Origin of the sequence: Nonomuraea sp. B10E15, from assembly GCF_039871615.1 — a bacterium.
GTDB lineage: Bacteria > Actinomycetota > Actinomycetes > Streptosporangiales > Streptosporangiaceae > Nonomuraea.
In genome coordinates this window covers 409,166-429,078 of record NZ_JBDPMB010000004.1, presented here as the reverse complement: position 1 = coordinate 429,078, position 19,913 = coordinate 409,166, and the positions used below count along the sequence as shown (strand labels likewise).

Genomic DNA, 19,913 nt, shown 5'->3' with positions numbered 1-19,913 from the left:
ACCTAACGCCCCAAACCCGGGCTCATCCCCTCAGACGGCGGCGTGCGCCGCGGTGGGGGAGGGGCCCGCGGAGGCGGCCTCATGGGAACGGGTGCGCAGCGCGGTGACCACCCTCAGCGCGGCGATCCAGACCAGGGTCGAGCCGAGGACGTGCAGCAGGACCAGCATGGCGGGCACGGCGAGGAAATACTGGGTGTAGCCGATCACGCCCTGGGCCAGCTCCACCGCGAAGAGCACCAGCGCCGCCCGGCGCGCGGGGCGCGGGGCGTTGTTCACGTGCAGCGCGAACGCCAGCGCGAACGTCAGCCCCACCACGACGTAGGCGATGTCGGCGTGGATGCGCGCCACGGCCTCGATGTCCAGGTCGAAGCGGGAGGCCATGGCGTCGCCCGAGTGCGGCCCCGTGCCGCTCACCACCACACCGGCCACCAGCAGCACGAACACCGCCGTGAGCAGCACGTGCCCGAGCCGCCTGATGTCGCGGTGCGTCACCCGGCGCGCGGGGGCGTCGCCCTCGCCCGCGCGGGCGTACAACACCCAGCAGGCGGCGATCAGGCCGCTGGAGATGAGGAAGTGCATGCCGACCGTGAACGGGTTGAGCATGGTGTTGACCACCAGCCCGCCCCACAGCGCCTGGGCCACGATGCCGACCGGCTGGAGCCAGGCCAGCAGCACCAGCGAGCGCCTGCGCGGCTTCATCCGCAGCGCGGACAGCACGCACGCGACCCCCACGGCCAGCACCAGGAAGGTGAGCAGCCGGTTGCCGAACTCCACGGCCATGTTGAGCGGTGAGACCTCGGGGTGCGCGACCGGGATGAAGCTGTCTGGCGTGCACCTGGGCCAGGTCGGGCAGCCCAGCCCGGAGCCGGTGACCCGCACTCCCGCGCCCGTCACCGTGATGCCCGCGTTGACCACCACGGAGGCCATGGCCCAGCCGCGCATCGACCTCTCGGTGGGCGCCCAGAAGGAGAACAGGCGGCGCACAAGGGGGTGGGGATGGTCCGTGGGTAGCTTCACGTATCGATGGTAAGGGCCCGGAGGGCCGGTCCCTGAACGGGGCGGAAGGGGCTTCTCAAGGTTATTGGCTATGTGACATATTACTGAGGGGAGGTGGTGGCGTTTGTCCGACGTGATCGTCGTGGGCGCCGGCGTGGTGGGAGCGGCCTGCGCCTACTACGCCGCACGGGCGGGACTCGACGTGACCGTGATCGACCGCGGCCCCGTGGCGGGCGGCACGACCGGCTCGGGCGAGGGCAACGTCCTGGTGTCCGACAAGGAACCAGGGCCCGAGCTGGAGCTGGCCGTCCTGTCGAACCGGCTGTGGCGCTCGCTGGCGGAGCGGCACGGCGGGGACGGCGGGTTCGAGTTCGAGGCCAAGGGCGGGCTCGTCGTCGCCGAGACCCCCGAGGTCCAGGAGCGGCTCGCTCACCTCGCCGCCGGACAGGCCGCCGCTCATGACGTCGAGCACACCCTGGTGCCCGCCGGGTCGCTGCGCGACTACGAGCCGCACCTCGCCGGCGACCTGGCAGGCGGGGTGCACTACCCGCAGGACGCCCAGGTGCAGCCCATGCTGGCCGCCGCCGCCCTGCTCAGGCACGGGGCGCGCGGCTTCGGCCGCGGCACGTTGCGCCTGCGGCTGGGCGCCGCGGTGACCGGGGTCGCGCGTTCCGGCGGCCGGGTGACGGGCGTGCGCACCTCGCGGGGCGACGTCCGCGGCGGCGCGGTGATCAACGCGGCGGGCACCTGGGGCGGCGAGGTGGCCGCGCTGGCGGGCGTCGACCTGCCGATCCTGCCCAGGCGCGGGTTCGTCCTCGTCACAGAACCCCTGCGCGAGCCGCTGATCAGGCACAAGGTCTACACCGCCGCCTACGTCACGAACGTCGCCAGCGACTCGGCGGGGCTGGAGACGTCCGCCGTCGTCGAGGGCACCCCCGCGGGGACAGTGCTCGTCGGGGCCAGCAGGGAACGGGTCGGCTTCGACCGTACGACGTCGGTGCCGGTGCTCGCGCGGCTGGCCGGGCAGGCGGTCGCGCTCTTCCCCGCGCTGCGCGAGGTGCGGGCCATCAGGTCCTACTGCGGGTTCCGGCCGTACTGCCCCGACCACCTGCCCGTCATCGGCGCCGACCCGCGCGTGGCCGGGCTGTACCACGCGTGCGGGCACGAAGGGGCGGGGATCGGGCTCGCCCCCGCGACCGGGCACCTGCTCGCCCAGCTCATCACCGGTCAGAAGCCCGACCTCGACCTGAGCCCCTTCCGGCCCGGACGTTTCTCCGAGGAGGACCAGTGACGTTCCACATCACGGTCGACGGCCGGCCCGTGCCGGTCGTCCCCGGGCAGACGATCGGCGCGGCCCTGCACGCGGCCGGCGTGCGGTCGTGGCGCAGCACCCGCTTCGGCGGCCGGCCCAGAGGGCTGTTCTGCGGGATCGGCGTCTGCTTCGACTGCCTCATCTCCGTCAACGGGCGGGCGCCCGAGCGGGCCTGCCTCCTGGAGGCCGCGCCCGGGGACGAGGTGGCGACGTCGTGACGTACGACCTCGTGGTGATCGGAGGCGGGCCCGCGGGGGTCGCGGGCGCGCTCACGGCGGCGCGGGCGGGCCTGCGGGTGGCGCTCGTGGACTCCGGGGCGAGGCTCGGCGGCCAGTACTTCCGCCACTCCGCCGTCCCGGGCGCGGAGCCCGGGCTCGGCCGGTTCCTGCGCCAGGGCCGGGCCCTCGGCGAGCGTGCCGACGTGCTGCTGCGGCACCAGGCGTGGAGCGCCGCCCGCGAACCGGACGGGACCCTGGTCGTGCACTGCGTCACACGGTCATCGCCGGCTCAGGACGGAAGGGAGGCCGAGCTCCCGGTCGCTCTCCGGGCGCGGCGGCTGCTCATCGCCACCGGCGCGCACGACCGGCCGCTGCCCTTTCCCGGATGGGACCTGCCCGGCGTGCTCACCGCGGGCGGCGCGCAGGCGCTGCTCAAGGGCAGCGGCGTCGTGGCCGGCCGGCGGATCGTCGTCTCCGGCACCGGGCCGTTCCTGCTCCCCGTGGCCGTCGGGCTGGCCGGGGCGGGGGCGCGCGTGCTGGGCGTGTTCGAGGCCGGCAGCGGGCTCGGGCTGGCCAGGCGGCCGCTCCTCGCCCTGGACAAGGCGGGCGAAGCGGCACGGTACGCGGTGGGCCTGGCCCGGCACCGGGTGCCGTACCGCACGCGCCAGGCGGTGGTCGCGGCGCACGGCGAGCGCGAGGTGGAGGCCGTCACCGTGGCCCGCCTCGACGAGGGGTGGAACATCCTCGCCACCCGCGTCGTCGAGTGCGACACCGTGGCCGCAGGATACGGCTTCGTGCCGCAGATCGAGCTGGGCACGCAACTCGGCTGCCGGACCCGGCACGACGTGGACGGCAGCCCGGTGCTCACCGTGGACGCCGCGCAGCGCACCACCGTCCCGGGTGTCTGGGCGGCGGGCGAGCCCACGGGGGTCGGCGGGTGGCGGCTGTCCGAACTGGAGGGCCGCATCGCCGGCCTGGCCGTCGTGGCCGGTTCCCGGACGCGGCCCGGGGTGCCCGGGGTGCTCGCTCGCCGGCGGGCGCGGTGGCGGGCGTTCGGGCAGGCGCTGCAGCGGGCCTACCCCGTCAGGCCGGGCTGGCAGGGGTGGCTGCGCGACGACACGCTGGTGTGCCGGTGCGAGGAGGTGCCGCTGGCCCGCGTACGCGAGGCGCAGGACCTCGGCGCGACCGACGCGCGCTCCATCAAGTTGCTGGCCAGGCCGGGCATGGGATGGTGCCAGGGCCGCATCTGCGGATACGCCGTCTCGTGCCTGGCGGGGGAGCCGCCGCAGCCGCCCCGCCGCCCCATCGCCCAGCCGGTCACCCTCGGCGCGCTCAGCGAGGGCGTAGAGGCGACCGATCCGGCCCTCGCGGACGATCCACCCCCTCACCCGAAACCCCGGAGGACCCCGTGACGGAAGGGCTGCGATGAGGACCAAGCGCGTTTTCCACGCCGTCGACTCCCACACCGAGGGCATGCCCACGCGTGTGATCACCGGCGGCGTGGGCGTGATCCCCGGCGCGAGCATGGCCGAGCGGCGCGTCTACTTCCGCGACCACCTCGACCACGTCCGCACGCTGCTGATGACCGAGCCGCGCGGCCACTCGGCGATGAGCGGCGCCATCCTGCAGCCGCCCACCCGGCCGGACGCCGACTGGGGCGTGCTGTTCATCGAGGTGTCAGGGCTGTTGCCGATGTGCGGGCACGGCACCATCGGCGTGGCCACCGTGCTCGTCGAGACCGGCATGGTGGAGGTCACCGAACCGGTCACCACCGTGCGGCTGGAGGTCCCCGCCGGGCTGGTGGCCGTGGACGTGGCCGTCGAGGACGGCATGGCCACGTCGGTGACGCTGCGCAACGTGCCCTCCTACTGCGACCGGCTGGACGCCGCCGTGACCGTGCCGGGGTTCGGGACGATCCCGTACGACCTGGCCTACGGCGGCAACTTCTACGCCATCGTCGACCTCGGCTCCTACGGCCTGCCGTTCGACCGCAAGGCCAAGAACGAGATCATCGCGGCCGGTCTGGCCACCATGGAGGCCGTCAACGCCGCCGACGAGCCCGTGCACCGGGAGGACGGCCGCATCCGCGGCTGCCACCACGTCTATTTCGCCGCGCCCGGCTCGGACGCCCAGCACTCGCGGCACGCCATGGCCATCCACCCCGGCTGGTTCGACCGCTCGCCGTGCGGCACCGGCACCAGCGCCCGCATGGCCCAGCTGCACGCCCGCGGCGAGCTGCCGCTCGGGCGGGACTTCGTGAACGAGTCGTTCATCGGCACCCGGTTCATCGGCCGGCTGGTGGAGGAGACCGCCGTGGGCGGCGGCGCCGCGGTGGTGCCGTCGATCACCGGCCGCGCCTGGATCACCGGCACCGCCCAGTACTTCCTCGACCCCCGCGACCCCTTCCCCGCCGGATTCGAGCTGTGAGCGGAGAGCGCGTGATCACGACGGTCGACTACCACACGGGTGGCGAGCCGTTCAGGATCGTGACCGGCGGCGTGCCCGGGATCCCCGGCTCCAGCGTGCTCGACCGCCGCTCCACGGCGATGTCGGACTTCGACCACGTGCGGCGGCTGCTGTGCCACGAGCCGCGGGGCCACGCCGACATGTACGGGTGCTTCCTGGTCCCGCCCGACGACTCCGGCGCGCGGTTCGGCGCGCTGTTCTGGCACAAGGACGGCTTCTCCACCGCCTGCGGCCACGGCACGATCGCGCTGGGCGTGCACGCGGTGCGCGAGGGCCTGGCCGACGCGGCTCCCGACGGCGAGACGGACGTGGTCGTCGACGTGCCGTCGGGACGGGTCACGGCGCGGGTGCGCTGCTCCGGGGGCCAGGTGAGGGGGGTGACGTTCGTCAGCGTGCCGTCGTTCGTGATCGCCCGCGGCGTGCCGGCCGGAGGGGTGACGGTCGACGTCTCCTACGGCGGCGCCATCTACGCCTCCCTGCCCGCCGCGGCGGTGGGGCTGTCGGTGGAGCCGCGGCACCTGCCCGCGCTCATCGAGCGCGCCCGGCGCGTCAAGGCCGGCCTGGCCGGCCATCCCGCCTCCCGGCATCCCTCCGACGAGCGGCTCTCCGGCGTCTACGGCGTGATCTTCTACGACGAGCTGCCCGACGTGGACGGCGTGGCGCACCAGCGCAACGTGGCGGTGTTCGCCGACGGGGAGGTGGACCGCTCGCCCTGCGGGTCGGGCACCGCCGCCCGGCTGGCGCTGCTGCACGACTCGGGGCTGCGCGGCCCGCTGATCCACACGAGCGTCGTCGGCAGCACCTTCCGCGCCCGGGTGGCCGGCGTCGCCGAGGGCGCGGTGGTCCCGGAGATCGAGGGCATGGCGTACCGGACCGGGCGGCACTCCTTCGAGCTCGATCCCGACGATCCGATGGGAACGGGGTTCACCCTGCGATGAGCACACTGCCGTATCTCGACGCCGCCACGCTGGAGCGGCTGGTGCCGCCCGCGCGGGCCGTACAGGTTCTCGAGGACGCGCTCAGGGCCGGGCTCGACCCTGAGGACACGCCGCAACGGTCGGTCGTGGACGTGCCCGCCGGGCAACTGCTGCTGATGCCCGCCGCGGCCGGGCGGTACGCGGGGGTGAAGGCCGCCACCGTCGCGCCGGCCAACCCCGGGCGGGGGCTGCCCCGGATCCAGGGGACGTACCTGCTGCTGGACGGCGAGACGCTGGCCCCGCTCGCGGCCATGGACGGGATCGCGCTCACCTCGCTGCGCACGCCCGCCGTCTCGGCGCTGGCCGTCCGCCATCTGGCCGAGCCGGGAGCGCGGCGGCTGGTGGTGTACGGCAGCGGGCCGCAGGCGTGGGGGCACGTGGCGGCGTTGCGCGAGGTGGCGCCCGTCGCGGAGGTGACGGTCGTCGGGCGCGATCCCGGACGCGCGGAGGCGCTCGCTGTGCACTGCCGCACGCTCGGGCTGGACGCGCGGGCGCTGACCTCGGCCGAGGACGGCGGGAGCCATGAGGCGCTGACGGGGGCCGACCTCGTGGCCTGCTGCACCACCGCCAGGGAACCCCTGTTCCCCGGTAAGCTCGCCCGCGACGGCGCCACCGTCGTCGCCGTAGGGTCGCACGAGCCCGGCGCCCGCGAGCTCGACGGCGATCTCGTCGCGCGTGCCACCGTGGTCGTCGAGGCCAGGGCGGCCGCCATGGAAGAGGCGGGTGACCTGATCGTCCCGATCCGCCAAGGTACGATCACCACTGGTCATCTCGCCGGCAACCTCGCGGACCTGATCGCCGGAAGAGTGCTCGTGGGGCCGGGGCCGCGCGTGTTCAAAGGCACGGGCATGGCGTGGGAGGACCTCGTGGTGGCGGCTGCCGCTTACGAGGCCTGGACGTAGGAGGGGGTGGCGGGATGGTCGCCGACGACCGGCTCGACCTGCCGATGGTGGGGGAGCGGCAGAGCCTGCGGGAGCAGGTCGCTCATGCGCTGCGCGCCGCGCTGATCACCGGTGAGATGCGGCCGGGAGTGGTCTACTCCGCGCCGGTGCTGGCCGCCCAGTTCGGCGTCTCGGCCACGCCCGTCCGCGAGGCCATGCTCGACCTGGCGAAAGAGGGCCTGGTCGAGGCGGTGCGCAACAAGGGTTTCCGGGTGACCGAGCTGTCCGACCGCGATCTCGACGAGCTCACCGAGATCCGGCAGCTCATCGAGGTGCCCACGGTGGCCAGGCTGGCCGACAGCGCGCGGGCCGAGGAGTTCGAGCGGCTCAGGCCCACCGCGGAGGAGATCGTCTCGGCCAGCGAGCGGGGCGACCTGCTGGCGTACGTCGACGCCGACCTGCGTTTCCACGTCGAGCTGCTGGCCCTGTGCGGCAACGCCCACCTGGTCTCCGTGGTGCGCGACCTGCGCACCCGGGCCAGGCTCTACGGGCTGTCCCAGCTCTCCGAGCGGGGCTCCCTGGCCGATTCTGCCAGGGAGCACCTGGCGCTGCTCGACGCGCTCAAGAGCGGCGACGCCGCCGCCGTCACCCAGATCATGGAAGAGCACATCGGTCATGTACGCGGCATCTGGGCCGAGCACTGAGCCCGACAATCCGGGTTAACCCGTGATCCGAGCGGTAAGTTCCGACATTTAGGGATCGTGTGCTCCCCGATCGGGGTAACCTCGATGCGGGCCGGCTGAGCGGCGCCTCGCGCGGGCGCCCGGCTGTCCCGTCGTCCCGGTCCATCGGACCGCCGGACCACGCCATCCCCGCTGCCGGGCGGTGGCGTCAGCCTGGTCACGCGGACTCCCGCACTCCGCTGACCTTCACCGGGCTCGGCACACCCGCCCACCGAGGCCGAGCCCCCCGCCGCGCGCCCGAGACCCCATCCCACGGGCGCGCGGCGGCCCGTCTTGCGATCCCGCCGTGTGAGGGCCGCCGCTATTTCGCGCGGCCGGCCATCCGCGTCGAGCCGAGGCTCGCGGCCACGATGCAGATGATCGCCGCCCACTGCTGCACGTGCAGGAACTCGCTCAGCAGCAGCACCCCGATCAGCGCCGCCGCGGCCGGCTCCATGCTCATCAGGATGCCGAACACCTGCTTGGGCATGCGCCGCAGCGCCCGCAGCTCCAGCGAGTAGGGGATCACCGACGACAGCAGCCCCACGCCGAGCCCGATCAGCAGCAGCTCGGGCTGGAGCAGGTCCGCCCCGCCGGTCGTGATCCCGACGGGCGCGATCACCACGGCCGACACGATCATCGCGAACGACAGCCCGCTCGTGCCGGGAAAACGTTGCCCGGCCGCCGCCGACAGCAGGATGTACCCGGCCCAGCAGGCCCCCGCCAGCATCGCGAAGGCGATCCCCGCCCAGCTCGCCGAGGCCGACTCTCCCCACGGCGCGAGCAGCACCACGCCCGCGCCGGCCAGGCCCACCCACAGCAGGTCGATCCTGCGCCGGGAGGCCGCCACCGCCACGCCCAGCGGCCCGAGGAACTCGATGGCCACGGCGATCCCCATCGGCAGCCGCGACAGGGCCTCGTAGAAGGTCAGGTTCATCACCGCGAGCGTCACGCCGAAGCCGATGCCCAGCGCCCAGTCACGTCCGGCCAGCCCTTTGAGCCGCGGCCTGACGAACGCGCCCAGGATGAGCGCCCCCGCCGCGATGCGCAGGAACACCACCGCGCTCGGCGGCAGCGCCGCGAACAGCTCCTTGGCGAATCCGGCGCCGAGCTGCACGCTGAAGATCCCCAGCAGGACGAGGCTGGAGGGCGGTATCGAGTCGGCGGCGGCGCGCAGCACGCTGCCCGCCCGCGACAGGCCGGGGCGGCGATCGAACGGTTCGTCGAGGGCGAAGGCGGACACGGGATTCCTCACCTGTGAAAAGGGCAACCCCAAGAGCCTACTGACGCCCTTCGACATTTGCCCACTTAGAGTGGTACTCGATCATTTAGTTAGACAAACGAACTATGGACGTATGAGACCCCCAGACTTCCCCGTGAGCATCGAGCGGCCGCCGGCGGCCCTGTCCGTGTCGTCGTTCGTCAGCAGCTTCGACCGCTTCGCCGTCACCCCCATGCTCGTGCTGATCGCCAAGGACCTGGACGTGTCCCTGTCGGCGTCCGTCACCGCCGCCAGCGGCTACTACCTGGCCTACGGGTTGTCCCAGCCGCTGTGGGGGCTGCTGTCCGACCGGTTCGGCAGGGTGCGGGTGATGCGCGGAGCGCTGCTCGGCGCGGCGCTGGCAGGGCTGGTCTCCGCGCTCATGCCCGTGCTGGGGGCGCTGGTCGCGGCCAGGATCGTCGCAGGGGCCTGCTTCGGCGCGGTGATCCCCACCAGCCTGACGTACGTGGGCGACACGGTCCGGGCGCCGGTCCGGCAGCGCGCGCTCACGGACCTGATGGCCGCCGCCTCCCTCGGCACCGCCCTGGCCACCGGCCTCGGCGGAGTGCTCGCCGGCCTGCTGAACTGGCGGGTGGCCTTCGTGGTGCCCGCCGCCTGCGCGCTGGCCTGCGCGTACGCGCTCCGCTCGCTGCCCGAGCCGCCCCGAGCCGGGCCCGCGGGAGCCGCGCGGGGCGTGGGCCGCTACCTGGGCGCGGTGCTCGGGCACGGATGGGCGCTGCTGGTGTTCGGGCTGGCGTTCGTCGAAGGGGCGATCCTGCTCGGCGTCATGCCCTTCCTGGCCACCGCGCTGGAGCACGCCGGGTTCGCCGCCGCCGTGGCCGGGCTCGCCATCACCGCGTACGGGCTGGGTCTGTGGGCGTTGTCCAAGCTCGTCAAGCGGCTGGTGGGACGCTGGCCCGCGCCGGTGCTCATGACGGTGGGCGGCGCGCAGCTGTGCGCCGGCTTCGCGATCGTGACCGTGCACGTGAGCCTGCCGACCGTGACCGTGACGGCGCTGCTGCTGGGCGGCGGCTGGTCGTTCCTGCACTCGTCGCTGCAGACGTGGGCCACCTCGGTGGTGCCGGAGGCCAGGGGGACGACGATCGCGTTCTTCGCCTCGGCGCTGTTCGTGGGCAGCGCCGCCGCCTCCTGGGCGGCCGGGCCGCTGGCCGACCAGGGGAGGTACGCGCTGCTGTTCGGCCTTGCGGCGGTCGCGGCGGTCCCGCTGACCGTGGTGGCCGCGCTGGCCAGGCGCCGCTACGGAGCCCTCGGCGCCGAAGCGCCCCGGCCGCAACCCGGATGAGGCCCGCGTGGGTGCCTCGCGGTCACCGCCGCCCGGGGCTCCCCTTCACTCCCAGCGGAAGGTGCGCGAGACCAGCCCGAGCGACAGCACCGCCCACGCCGCCAGCACGGCCAGCGGGACGATCGGCAGCGCCACGCCCTGCGCGAGCACCGAGCGCAGCCCGCCGGTCAGCGCAGAGATCGGCAGGATCTCCAGCACCGGCCTCATCCCCTCGGGGAACTTCGACAGCGGGAAGACCACCCCGCCGGCGCCCAGCAGCACCAGGTAGACGAGGTTGGCGGCGGCCAGCGTCGCCTCGGCGCGCAGCGTGCCCGCCATGAGCAGCCCCAGGCCGCTGAACGCCGCCGTGCCGACGACGATGAGCAGCGCGGCGCTCAGGAACGACCCGTGCGGCCGCCACCCCAGCGCCAGTCCCACGGCCACGATCACGACGGCCTGGATGACCTCCACGGCCACGACGGCGGCCGTCTTGGCGAGCATGAGACCGGCTCGGGACAGCGGGGTCGCGCCCAGCCGCTTCAGCACGCCGTAGCGGCGCTCGAACCCGGTCGCGATGGCCTGGCCGGTGAACGCCGTGGACATGACGGCCAGGGCCAGCACGCCGGGCGTCAGGAAGTCGACCCGGCTGCCGCCGACGTCGATCAGCGGCATCATCGAGAACCCCGCCAGCAGCAACACCGGGAGGACCAGGGTGAGCGCCAGCTGCTCGCCGTTGCGGAGGGTCGCGCGGACCTCGGCGCGCGCCTGCGCGAACACCATGCGCGGGAACGGCGCCGCGCCGGGCGCGGGGGTGAAGTCCAGCGTGGTCATCGCGCCTCCATCGGGTGCGGGCCGAGCGGTCATCGCAGTTCCCTGCCGGTGAGCTCCAGGAACACGTCTTCGAGGGTGCGGCGCTCGATGCGCAGGTCGTCGGCCGTGACGCCCTCGGAGGCGCACCAGGCCGTCACCGTGCCCAGCAGCTCGGGCCCGACCAGGCCCTCGATGATGTAGTGCCCGGCGGGCGACTCCTTGGCCGCGCTGCCCGTGGGCAGCGCGTTGAGCAGCTCTTCCAGCGCCAGCCCCGGCCGCGCCCTGAACCGCAGCTGGCGCTCGGCGCCCGTGAGCGAGGCGGGGCTGCCCTCGGCCACGACCCGCCCCCTGTCGATGATCGCCACGTGGTCGGCCAGCCGCTCGGCCTCGTCCATGTGGTGGGTGGTCAGCACCACGGACACGCCCGCGCCGCGCAGCTCGCCCACCAGATCCCAGCAGGCGTGCCTGGCCTGCGGGTCGAGCCCGGCCGTCGGCTCGTCGAGGAAGACCAGCTCCGGCCGCCCGACGACGGCCGCGGCCAGCGACAGGCGCTGCTGTTGCCCGCCCGACAGCCGCCGGTAGGGGGTGCGTACGTGCTCCGTCAGCCCCAGCCGGGCGAGCAGCGCGCCGGTGTCGAGGGGACGGGCGTAGAAGCGGGAGACCAGGCGCAGCCACTCGGCGCAGCGCATCGCCGGCGGCACGCCGCCCGCCTGCAGCATGACTCCCACGCGCGGCCGCAGCTCGGGCAGCGCGGGCGCCAGGCCGAGCACTCTGACGGTGCCCGCGTCGGCCTCGCGGAAGCCCTCGCAGATCTCCACCGTGGACGTCTTGCCCGCACCGTTGGGGCCGAGGACCGCGGTGACCGCCCCGCGTTCGGCGCGGAGCGTGAGGCCGTCGACGGCGGTGGTGCCGCCGTAACGTTTGACCAGGTCGATGATCTCGACGGCTGGGGAGTCCATGCCACGAGTTTAGGGACTGCGGCGGGCGGTCCCGGCCGCAGGTGAGCCCGGCCGGATCGCGTGTTCCTCGTCCGGGTCATGAAATCCCCAAGAAATATCTGATGACCGGGAATTAGGAGAAGCCGGCACTGGTTTGATCCTTCGGCCCTCGTGGGCCACCGGTCCGCGAGGGAGAGGGGCATCCATGTCCGTGGCAGAGGCCACGTCCGCCGCCGTCGTTCATGAGCGAAAGGGCCGCCGCGGGCTGCTGCTGCTGATCCTCGGGGCGCTGTCGGCGATCGGGCCGCTCTCCATCGACATGTATCTTCCCGCGCTGCCCGCCATCACCTCCGAGATGCTCAGCGCCCCCGCGCAGGTGCAGCTCACCCTCACCGCCTGCCTCATCGGCGTCTCCGTCGGCCAGGTGATCGCCGGGCCGGTCAGCGACGTGCGCGGCAGGAGGGTGCCGCTGATGGTGGGCGTGGCCGGATTCATGGCGGCCTCGCTGTTGTGCGCGTTCGCGCCGTCGGTGCCCATGCTCATCGCGTTCCGGCTGCTGCAGGGCATGCTGGGCGGCGCGGCGCTGGTCATCGTGCGGGCTGTCGTGCGCGACCTGTACGACGGCGCCGCCATCGCCCGCATCTTCGCCACGCTCATGCTGGTGAGCGGTCTGGCTCCCATCCTGGCGCCGATCGCGGGCGCCCAGTTGCTGGCGTTCACGTCGTGGCGGGGCGTGTTCGTGGTGCTCAGCCTCATCGGCCTGGTGCTGCTGCTGGCCATGCTGGCGGGCGTGCGCGAGACGCTGCCCGCGGCCGAGCGCGAGAGCGGCGGCCTCAAACACACCGTGCGCACGTTCTGGCGGCTGCTGCGTGACCGCCCGTTCATGGGCTCCGCCCTGACGGCCGGGCTCGCGTTCGGGGCGATGTTCAGCTACATCTCCGGCTCGCCGTTCGTGCTCCAGGAGGTGTACGGCGCCACGCCCCAGCAGTACTCCCTCATCTTCGGGCTCAACGCGCTGGCCCTCACCGCCACGGCCCAGCTGGGCGGCCGGCTGTCGGGGCGGGTGCCGCCGGCCCGGCTGGTGCTCGTCGGGCTGGCCATCGGCCTGACCGGAGCCGCGCTGCTGTTGTCGGCTGCGCTGGCCGGGCTCGGCCTGTGGTACATCGTCGGCGGGTTGTTCGTCATCATGCTCGGCCAGGGCCTGGTGCTGCCGGGCACCGGCGCGCTGGCGCTGGCCTCGCAGCCCGCCCAGGTGGCGGGCAGCGCCTCCGCGCTGCTCGGCGTGCTGCAGTTCGCGCTCGGCGCGGTCGCGGCCCCGCTGGTCGGGCTGGTCGGATCCGCCAGTGCCGTGCCCATGGCCTGTGTCATGCTGGCGCTCATCCTCGGCTCGGCCCTGACCTTCGCCGCCCTGGGCCGCCCGCAAGTTAGGTAAGCCTACCCTGCGTGAGAAATTGCATTCGCCCCGTTTCCGGATCCGTTTGTGAAGCGGGAAGGAATTACGGCACACTGATGTTGTGAAAAACATGCACCTGAGCGAGCCCGGTAACGAGCGCGGCACCCGCGCCCGTGTGGCCAGGCTGATTCTGGAGCATGGTCCCGTCACGGCCGGAGCGCTCGGCGAGCGGCTCGGGCTCACGCCCGCCGCCGTCCGCAGGCACCTAGACGCGCTGCTGGCCGACGGGATGATCGAGCCTCGCATGGCGCGTCCGCGCGGCCAGCGCGGTCGCGGGCGGCCGGCCAAGCTGTTCGCCATCACCGACGCGGGGCGCAGTGCTTTCGAGCACGCCTATGACGACCTGGCCGGGAGCGCGCTGCGTTTCCTGGCCGAGCGCATGGGAGAGGAAGCGGTGGCCGACTTCGCCCGCTCGCAGGTCTCGAGCCTGCTGAGGCGGCTGGAGCCGGCCATGCGGACGGTGCCGGCGGACCAGCGCGTGCAGGTGCTGGCGCAGGCGCTGTCGGCGGAGGGGTACGCCGCCTCGGCCAGCAAGGCCAAGTCGGGGGGCGACCAGCTCTGCCAGCATCACTGCCCGGTGGCACACGCGGCGGCGGAGTTCCCGCAGCTGTGTGAGGCCGAGACGGAGGCGTTCGCGCAGCTGCTCGGCGTCCCGGTGCAGCGCCTGGCCACGATCGCTCACGGCGACGGGGTCTGCACGACACACGTGAGCCCGCAGACGCTGGGCGAATCCGCACATAGAGACAAGAGCAAGGAGACCGGAAGGTGACTGTCACCGACCGCCCGGAGCTGGAAGGCCTCGGGAATTACAAGTTCGGCTGGTCCGACTCGGATGCCGCCGGTTCGACGGCCAGGCGTGGCCTGTCCGAGGAGGTCGTCCGCAACATCTCCGCGCTCAAGAACGAGCCGGAGTGGATGCTCGACCTTCGCCTGAAGGGCCTCCGCCTGTTCGACAAGAAGCCGCTGCCGACCTGGGGCTCCGACCTCACGGACATCGACTTCGACAACATCAAATACTTCGTACGCTCGACCGAGAAGCAGGCCACGTCCTGGGACGAGCTGCCCGCCGACATCAAGAACACCTACGACAAGCTCGGCATCCCCGAGGCGGAGAAGCAGCGCCTCATCGCCGGCGTCGCCGCCCAGTACGAGTCCGAGGTCGTCTACCACAAGATCCGTGAGGACCTCGAGGAGAAGGGCGTCGTCTTCGTCGACACCGACACGGGCCTGAAGGAGCACGAAGAGCTCTTCAAGGAATACTTCGGCTCGGTCATCCCGGTGGGCGACAACAAGTTCGCCGCGCTCAACACGGCCGTGTGGTCGGGTGGCTCGTTCATCTACGTGCCGCCGAACGTCGAGGTCGAGATCCCGCTGCAGGCCTATTTCCGGATCAACACCGAGAACATGGGCCAGTTCGAGCGGACCCTGATCATCGTCGACGAGAACAGCTACGTCCACTACGTCGAGGGCTGCACCGCGCCGATCTACTCCTCCGACTCGCTGCACAGCGCGGTCGTCGAGATCATCGTCAAGAAGAACGCCCGCTGCCGTTACACGACCATCCAGAACTGGTCCAACAACGTCTACAACCTGGTCACCAAGCGCGCCGTGGCGTACGAGGGCGCGACCATGGAGTGGATCGACGGCAACATCGGCTCCAAGGTCACGATGAAATACCCGGCCGTCTACCTCATGGGCGAGCACGCCAAGGGCGAGACGCTGAGCGTCGCGTTCGCCGGCGAGGGCCAGCACCAGGACGCCGGCTCCAAGATGGTGCACCTGGCGCCCCACACGAGCTCCAGCGTCATCTCCAAGTCGGTGGCGCGCGGCGGCGGCCGCACCTCCTACCGCGGTCTCGTGCAGATCGAGGAGGGCGCCCACGGCAGCGCCAGCACCGTCAAGTGCGACGCGCTGCTGGTCGACCAGATCAGCCGCTCCGACACCTACCCGTACGTCGACGTCCGCGAGGACGACGTGTCGATGGGGCACGAGGCCACGGTCTCCAAGGTCAGCGAGGACCAGCTCTTCTACCTCATGAGCCGCGGGCTCGACGAGGACGAGGCGATGGCCATGATCGTGCGCGGCTTCGTGGAGCCGATCGCGCGCGAGCTGCCCATGGAATACGCCCTCGAGCTCAACCGGCTGATCGAGCTGCAGATGGAAGGAGCCGTCGGCTGATGGGCCTGAACGAGAAGCCCCTGTCGACCCTGCACGAGAAGGCGTCCTACGACCTGGCCGACTTCGCCGTCCCGACCGGGCGCGAGGAGGCGTGGCGGTTCACGCCGCTCTCGCGCCTGAAGGGGTTGCACAACGGCAAGGCAGAGATCACGGGTCAGGCGCTCACCCAGGTCTCCACCCCGGCCGGCGTCACCGCCGAGTGGGTGGGACGCGGCGACCCCCGCATCGGCCAGGCCTACGTGCCGGCCGACCGGGTCAGCGCGCAGGCCTACTCCGCCTTCGAGAAGGCGCTGGTCGTGACCGTGCCCAAGGAGGCCACGCCGGACGAGCCGATCCGCGTCGAGGTGCGCGGCGGCGGCCTCGACGGCGCCACGTTCGGCCACATCGTGGTCAAGGTGGAGCCGCTCGCCGAGGCCGTGGTGGTCATCGAGCACCAGGGGCACGCGATCTACGCCGACAACGTCGAGTTCGTCGTCGGCGACGGCGCCACGCTCAAGGTCGTCAGCCTGCAGGACTGGGAGGACGACGCCGTCCACGTCTCCCACCACCACGCCCAGCTCGCCAAGGACGCGACCTTCCGCAGCTTCGTGGCGACGCTCGGCGGCGACCTCGTACGCCTGTCGCCCAGCGTGTCCTACACCGCTCCCGGCGGCGACGCCGACCTGTCGGGCGTCTACTTCGTCGACGCCGGCCAGCACCTGGAGCACCGCCTGCTCGTCGACCACTCGCAGCCCAACTGCAAGAGCAACGTCGACTACCGCGGCGCCCTGCAGGGCGAGGAGGCGCACGCCGTCTGGATCGGCGACGTGATCATCAGGGTGGAGGCCGAGGGCACCGACACCTACGAGCTCAACCGCAACCTCATCCTCACCGACGGCGCCCGCGCCGACTCGGTGCCCAACCTGGAGATCCTCACCGGCGAGGTCGCGGGAGCGGGGCACGCCTCCGCGTCCGGCCGCCTCGACGACGAGCACATCTTCTACCTCCAGGCCCGCGGCATCCCCTACGACGAGGCCCGCCGCCTGGTCATCAGGGGCTTCCTCGGTCAGCTCATCGAGAAGATCCAGGTCGAGGAGATCCGCGAGCGCGTGCTCGGCGCGGTGGAGGCGGAGCTGGCCCGATGACCGCATTCGAGAAGGTGTGCGCGCTCGACGACATCCCCGACGGCGGGGTGCTCGGCGTCGAGGTGGGGGAGACCCCCGTCGCGCTCGTGCGCAGGGGCGGCGAGGTCTTCGCCCTGCACGACGTCTGCTCCCACGCCGAGGTGAAGCTCAGCGAGGGCGAGGTCTACGACGGCACGCTGGAGTGCTGGCTGCACGGCTCGTGCTTCGACGTCCGTACGGGCAAGCCCACGGGCCCGCCCGCGACCCGGCCGGTGAACGTATACACAGTCAAGATCGACGGCGATGACGTCCTCGTCTCGCTCTCGAAGGAGTCATAGAAGACATGTCCACCCTAGAGATCCGTGACCTGAAGGTCGCCGTCGAGGACAAGGAAATCCTGCGCGGCGTCAACCTGACCGTGAAGTCCGGCCAGACCCACGCCATCATGGGCCCCAACGGCTCGGGCAAGTCGACGCTCGCCTACGCGATCGCCGGTCACCCGAAATACACCATCACCGGCGGTGAGGTGCTGCTCGACGGCGTCGACCTGCTGGAGCTGTCGGTCGACGAGCGGGCCCGCGCCGGCCTGTTCCTGGCCATGCAGTACCCCGTCGAGGTCCCCGGCGTGTCGGTCTCCAACTTCCTGCGCTCGGCGGTCACCGCCGTCCAGGGCGAGGCCCCCAAGCTGCGCCAGTTCGCCAAGGACCTGAAGAACGGCATGGACGCGCTGGCCATCGACGCCGCCTTCGCCCAGCGCAACCTCAACGAGGGCTTCTCCGGCGGCGAGAAGAAGCGCCACGAGATCCTCCAGCTCGAGCTGCTCAAGCCGAAGATCGCGGTGCTCGACGAGACCGACTCCGGTCTCGACGTCGACGCGCTGCGCGTGGTGTCGGAGGGCATCAACCGCTTCCGCGCCACCGGCGAGACCGGCGTGCTGTTGATCACCCACTACACGCGCATCCTGCGGTACGTGAAGCCCGACTTCGTGCACGTCTTCGCGGGCGGCAGGATCGTCGAGGAGGGTGGCCCCGAGCTGGCCGACAAGCTCGAGTCGGAGGGCTACGAGCAGTACACGAAGGCGTCTGCATGACATACGACGGCTTGGACGTGGAGAAGATCAGGAAGGACTTCCCGGTCTTCTCCCGCGAGCTGCCCGACGGGCGACCGCTCGTCTACCTCGACTCGGGCAACTCCTCGCAGAAGCCCAACCAGGTCATCGAGACCATGCGCGACCACCTGGCGCTCCACTACAGCAACGTCGGCCGGGCGATGCACGTGCTGGGCGCGGAGTCGACCGACGCCTACGAGAGCGCCCGTGACAAGGTCGCGGGCTTCATCGGGGCGCCCTCGCGCGACGAGGTGGTCTTCACCAAGAACGCCTCAGAGGCGCTCAACCTCGTCGCCTACTCCTTCGGCAACCCCGCCGCCACCGATCCGCGGTTCACGCTCGGCCCCGGCGACGAGATCGTCATCTCCGAGATGGAACACCACTCCAACATCGTGCCGTGGCAGCTGCTCGTGCAGCGCACCGGCGCGACGCTGAAGTGGTTCGGGGTCACCGGCGACGGGCGGCTCGACTACGACCCCGGCCTCATCACCGAGCGGACGAAGATCGTCTCGATCGCCCACCAGTCCAACGTGCTCGGCACCGTCAACCCGGTCGCCGCCGTGGCCGCGCGGGCCCACGAGGTGGGTGCGCTCGTCCTGCTCGACGCCTCCCAGTCCGTGCCGCACCACCCGGTGGACGTGGCCGGGCTCGGCGCCGACCTCGTGGCCTTCACCGGTCACAAGATGGTCGGCCCCTCGGGCATCGGCGTGTTGTGGGGCAGGGCCGAGGTGCTCGACGCGATGCCGCCGTTCCTGGGCGGCGGCGAGATGATCGAGGCGGTCTGGATGGACCGCTCGACGTACGCGCCCATCCCGCACAAGTTCGAGGCGGGCACGCCGCCGATCGTCGAGGCCATCGGGCTTGGCGCGGCCGTCGACTACCTCACCGGCGTCGGCATGGAGGCCGTGGAGGCCCACGAGCGCGCGCTGACGGCCCACGCGCTCGACGCCCTGCGCGAGGTGCCCGGCCTGCGTCTCATCGGTCCTGACACGCTTGAGGAGCGCGGCGGCACGCTGGCGTTCACGCTGGAGGGCATCCACCCGCACGACGTGGGTCAGATTCTCGACGACCAGTTCGGCGTCGCCGTCCGCGTGGGGCACCACTGCGCGCGCCCCCTGCATCTACGCTTCGGAATACCGGCGACCACGCGGGCGTCGTTCTATCTGTACAACACCACGGGCGAGATCGACGCCCTGGTGCGTGGCCTCCATCACGTTCAGAAGGTGTTCGCATAGCCATGATCGGCGAGTCGATGTACCAGGAGCTGATCCTGGAACACTACAAGCATCCGCAGGGGCGGGGGCTGCGCGAGCCGTACGACGCCGAGGTTCACCACGTGAACCCGACGTGCGGCGACGAGATCACGCTCAGGGTCAAGGTGGGCGACGCCGGTAAGATTCTCGATGTCTCCTACGACGGCCAGGGTTGTTCGATCAGCCAGGCGGCCGCGTCCGTGCTGCACGAGCTGGCCACCGGCTCGACGGTCGAGGAGACGCTCTCCGTGGTCGACGAGTTCACCCGGCTCATGCAGGGCAGGGGCAAGGTGGAGGCCGACGAGGAGGTGCTCGGCGACGCGGTCGCGTTCGCGGGCGTCGCCAAATTCCCGGCACGGGTGAAATGTGCGTTGCTTTCCTGGATGGCCTACAAAGACGCTGTAGTGAGGAGCGCTGCCACGTGAGTGAGCGCGACGAAGGCATGATGCGACCCGGCGGTTCACTCACGACGGCGAAGGAGATGTCATGAGCAAGCCAGTGGAGACCCCGACCGGCTTCGACGGTGACACGAGCGTCGACGAGGTCATGGAGGCGCTGAAGGACGTCGTCGACCCCGAGCTCGGCATCAACGTGGTCGATCTGGGCCTCATCTACGGGCTCAACCTCGACCCGTCCGACGGCGGGCAGCCGGTGGCGACCATCGACATGACGCTGACCAGCGCGGCCTGCCCCCTGACCGACGTCATCGAGGACCAGGCCCACTCCGCGCTGGACGGCATGGTCTCCGATGTCAAGATCAACTGGGTCTGGTTGCCGCCATGGGGGCCTGACAAGATCACCGACGAGGGTCGCGAGCAACTGCGTATGCTAGGCTTTAACGTCTGATCTTTGCTGCTGTCACGGCTGGCGTAAAGCGTCGGCCGTTTCAGTGTGTGCCAGAGCGGGTTCTGGAAGGTCCGGACCCATCCGGGGAATATCCGATAACATCCCGGCG

General features: G+C 71.9%; 21 protein-coding genes. 17 read left to right on the top strand and 4 right to left on the bottom strand.

The genetic code is table 11. The features are described from left to right. Window positions 1-30 precede the first annotated feature (30 nt). Window positions 31-1,017, bottom strand: coding sequence for a COX15/CtaA family protein (locus ABGB14_RS17610; RefSeq protein WP_347644729.1), 987 nt, complete (start codon window positions 1,015-1,017; stop codon window positions 31-33). A 112-nt stretch (window positions 1,018-1,129) separates the two neighbouring features. On the opposite strand from ABGB14_RS17610, the gene ABGB14_RS17605 reads away from it, so the two are divergent. From ABGB14_RS17605 to ABGB14_RS17575, 7 genes are read left to right on the top strand one after another with little or no spacing between them, the layout of a single operon-like run. Further along, complete coding sequence (locus tag ABGB14_RS17605) at window positions 1,130-2,287, top strand: FAD-binding oxidoreductase (RefSeq protein ID WP_347644792.1); 1,158 nt, start codon at window positions 1,130-1,132, stop codon at window positions 2,285-2,287. Continuing rightward, window positions 2,284-2,526, top strand: a complete 243-nt coding sequence (locus ABGB14_RS17600) for a (2Fe-2S)-binding protein (RefSeq protein WP_347644728.1) — start codon at window positions 2,284-2,286, stop codon at window positions 2,524-2,526. The genes ABGB14_RS17605 and ABGB14_RS17600 overlap by 4 nt, the downstream gene beginning before the upstream one ends. Beyond that, window positions 2,523-3,938, top strand: coding sequence for an FAD-dependent oxidoreductase (locus ABGB14_RS17595; protein WP_347644727.1), 1,416 nt, complete (start codon window positions 2,523-2,525; stop codon window positions 3,936-3,938). Before ABGB14_RS17600 ends, ABGB14_RS17595 begins: the two co-directional genes overlap by 4 nt. 13 nt (window positions 3,939-3,951) lie before the next feature. Then, window positions 3,952-4,953: a proline racemase family protein gene (locus ABGB14_RS17590; RefSeq protein WP_347644726.1), complete on the top strand. Its 1,002-nt coding sequence runs from the start codon at window positions 3,952-3,954 to the stop codon at window positions 4,951-4,953. Window positions 4,954-4,964: 11 nt separating this feature from the next. Next, complete coding sequence (locus ABGB14_RS17585; RefSeq protein ID WP_347644725.1) at window positions 4,965-5,930, top strand: proline racemase family protein; 966 nt, start codon at window positions 4,965-4,967, stop codon at window positions 5,928-5,930. Next, complete coding sequence (locus ABGB14_RS17580; protein ID WP_347644724.1) at window positions 5,927-6,871, top strand: ornithine cyclodeaminase family protein; 945 nt, start codon at window positions 5,927-5,929, stop codon at window positions 6,869-6,871. The genes ABGB14_RS17585 and ABGB14_RS17580 overlap by 4 nt, the downstream gene beginning before the upstream one ends. 14 nt (window positions 6,872-6,885) lie before the next feature. Then, window positions 6,886-7,554: a GntR family transcriptional regulator gene (locus ABGB14_RS17575; protein WP_347644723.1), complete on the top strand. Its 669-nt coding sequence runs from the start codon at window positions 6,886-6,888 to the stop codon at window positions 7,552-7,554. A 340-nt stretch (window positions 7,555-7,894) separates the two neighbouring features. Here the strand turns inward: ABGB14_RS17575 and ABGB14_RS17570 are convergent, their stop codons facing one another. After that, window positions 7,895-8,815, bottom strand: coding sequence for an EamA family transporter (locus tag ABGB14_RS17570; protein WP_347644722.1), 921 nt, complete (start codon window positions 8,813-8,815; stop codon window positions 7,895-7,897). A 112-nt stretch (window positions 8,816-8,927) separates the two neighbouring features. On the opposite strand from ABGB14_RS17570, the gene ABGB14_RS17565 reads away from it, so the two are divergent. After that, complete coding sequence (locus tag ABGB14_RS17565) at window positions 8,928-10,136, top strand: MFS transporter (RefSeq protein WP_347644721.1); 1,209 nt, start codon at window positions 8,928-8,930, stop codon at window positions 10,134-10,136. A 45-nt stretch (window positions 10,137-10,181) separates the two neighbouring features. On the opposite strand, the gene ABGB14_RS17560 is transcribed toward ABGB14_RS17565, so the two are convergent. Continuing rightward, entirely contained in the window at window positions 10,182-10,946 is a 765-nt protein-coding gene (locus ABGB14_RS17560; RefSeq protein ID WP_347644720.1) for an ABC transporter permease, read from the bottom strand. Between the two features lie 29 nt (window positions 10,947-10,975). Next, window positions 10,976-11,884 carry an ABC transporter ATP-binding protein gene (locus tag ABGB14_RS17555; protein ID WP_347644719.1) on the bottom strand — a complete coding sequence of 303 codons (909 nt, stop codon included), beginning with the start codon at window positions 11,882-11,884 and terminating at the stop codon, window positions 10,976-10,978. 184 nt (window positions 11,885-12,068) lie between these two features. Here ABGB14_RS17555 and ABGB14_RS17550 point away from each other — a divergent pair, with 184 nt between their 5' ends. The 9 genes from ABGB14_RS17550 to ABGB14_RS17510 all read left to right on the top strand — a co-directional run bounded on the left by ABGB14_RS17550 (window position 12,069) and on the right by ABGB14_RS17510 (window position 19,804). Next, window positions 12,069-13,295: a multidrug effflux MFS transporter gene (locus ABGB14_RS17550; protein ID WP_347644718.1), complete on the top strand. Its 1,227-nt coding sequence runs from the start codon at window positions 12,069-12,071 to the stop codon at window positions 13,293-13,295. 91 nt (window positions 13,296-13,386) lie between these two features. After that, window positions 13,387-14,085, top strand: coding sequence for a metalloregulator ArsR/SmtB family transcription factor (locus ABGB14_RS17545; RefSeq protein ID WP_347644791.1), 699 nt, complete (start codon window positions 13,387-13,389; stop codon window positions 14,083-14,085). Beyond that, window positions 14,082-15,494, top strand: a complete 1,413-nt coding sequence (gene sufB / locus ABGB14_RS17540; RefSeq protein ID WP_347644717.1) for a Fe-S cluster assembly protein SufB — start codon at window positions 14,082-14,084, stop codon at window positions 15,492-15,494. Before ABGB14_RS17545 ends, sufB begins: the two co-directional genes overlap by 4 nt. Beyond that, a complete protein-coding gene (gene sufD, locus ABGB14_RS17535; protein WP_347644716.1) occupies window positions 15,494-16,618 on the top strand; it encodes a Fe-S cluster assembly protein SufD in 1,125 nt (374 codons plus the stop codon). Before sufB ends, sufD begins: the two co-directional genes overlap by 1 nt. Further along, on the top strand, window positions 16,615-16,935 hold the full coding sequence (locus ABGB14_RS17530) for a non-heme iron oxygenase ferredoxin subunit (protein WP_347644715.1): 321 nt from the start codon (window positions 16,615-16,617) through the stop codon (window positions 16,933-16,935). The genes sufD and ABGB14_RS17530 overlap by 4 nt, the downstream gene beginning before the upstream one ends. Before the next feature lie 5 nt (window positions 16,936-16,940). Further along, window positions 16,941-17,687, top strand: a complete 747-nt coding sequence (sufC, locus tag ABGB14_RS17525; protein WP_347644714.1) for a Fe-S cluster assembly ATPase SufC — start codon at window positions 16,941-16,943, stop codon at window positions 17,685-17,687. Then, entirely contained in the window at window positions 17,684-18,940 is a 1,257-nt protein-coding gene (locus ABGB14_RS17520; protein ID WP_347644713.1) for a cysteine desulfurase, read from the top strand. Before sufC ends, ABGB14_RS17520 begins: the two co-directional genes overlap by 4 nt. A 2-nt stretch (window positions 18,941-18,942) precedes the next feature. Then, the gene (gene sufU / locus ABGB14_RS17515; protein ID WP_132333233.1) at window positions 18,943-19,383 is read left to right on the top strand and encodes a Fe-S cluster assembly sulfur transfer protein SufU; all 441 of its coding nucleotides are present in this window, start codon (window positions 18,943-18,945) and stop codon (window positions 19,381-19,383) included. A 61-nt stretch (window positions 19,384-19,444) separates the two neighbouring features. Further along, window positions 19,445-19,804, top strand: a complete 360-nt coding sequence (locus ABGB14_RS17510) for a metal-sulfur cluster assembly factor (protein WP_347622244.1) — start codon at window positions 19,445-19,447, stop codon at window positions 19,802-19,804. Window positions 19,805-19,913 lie beyond the last annotated feature (109 nt).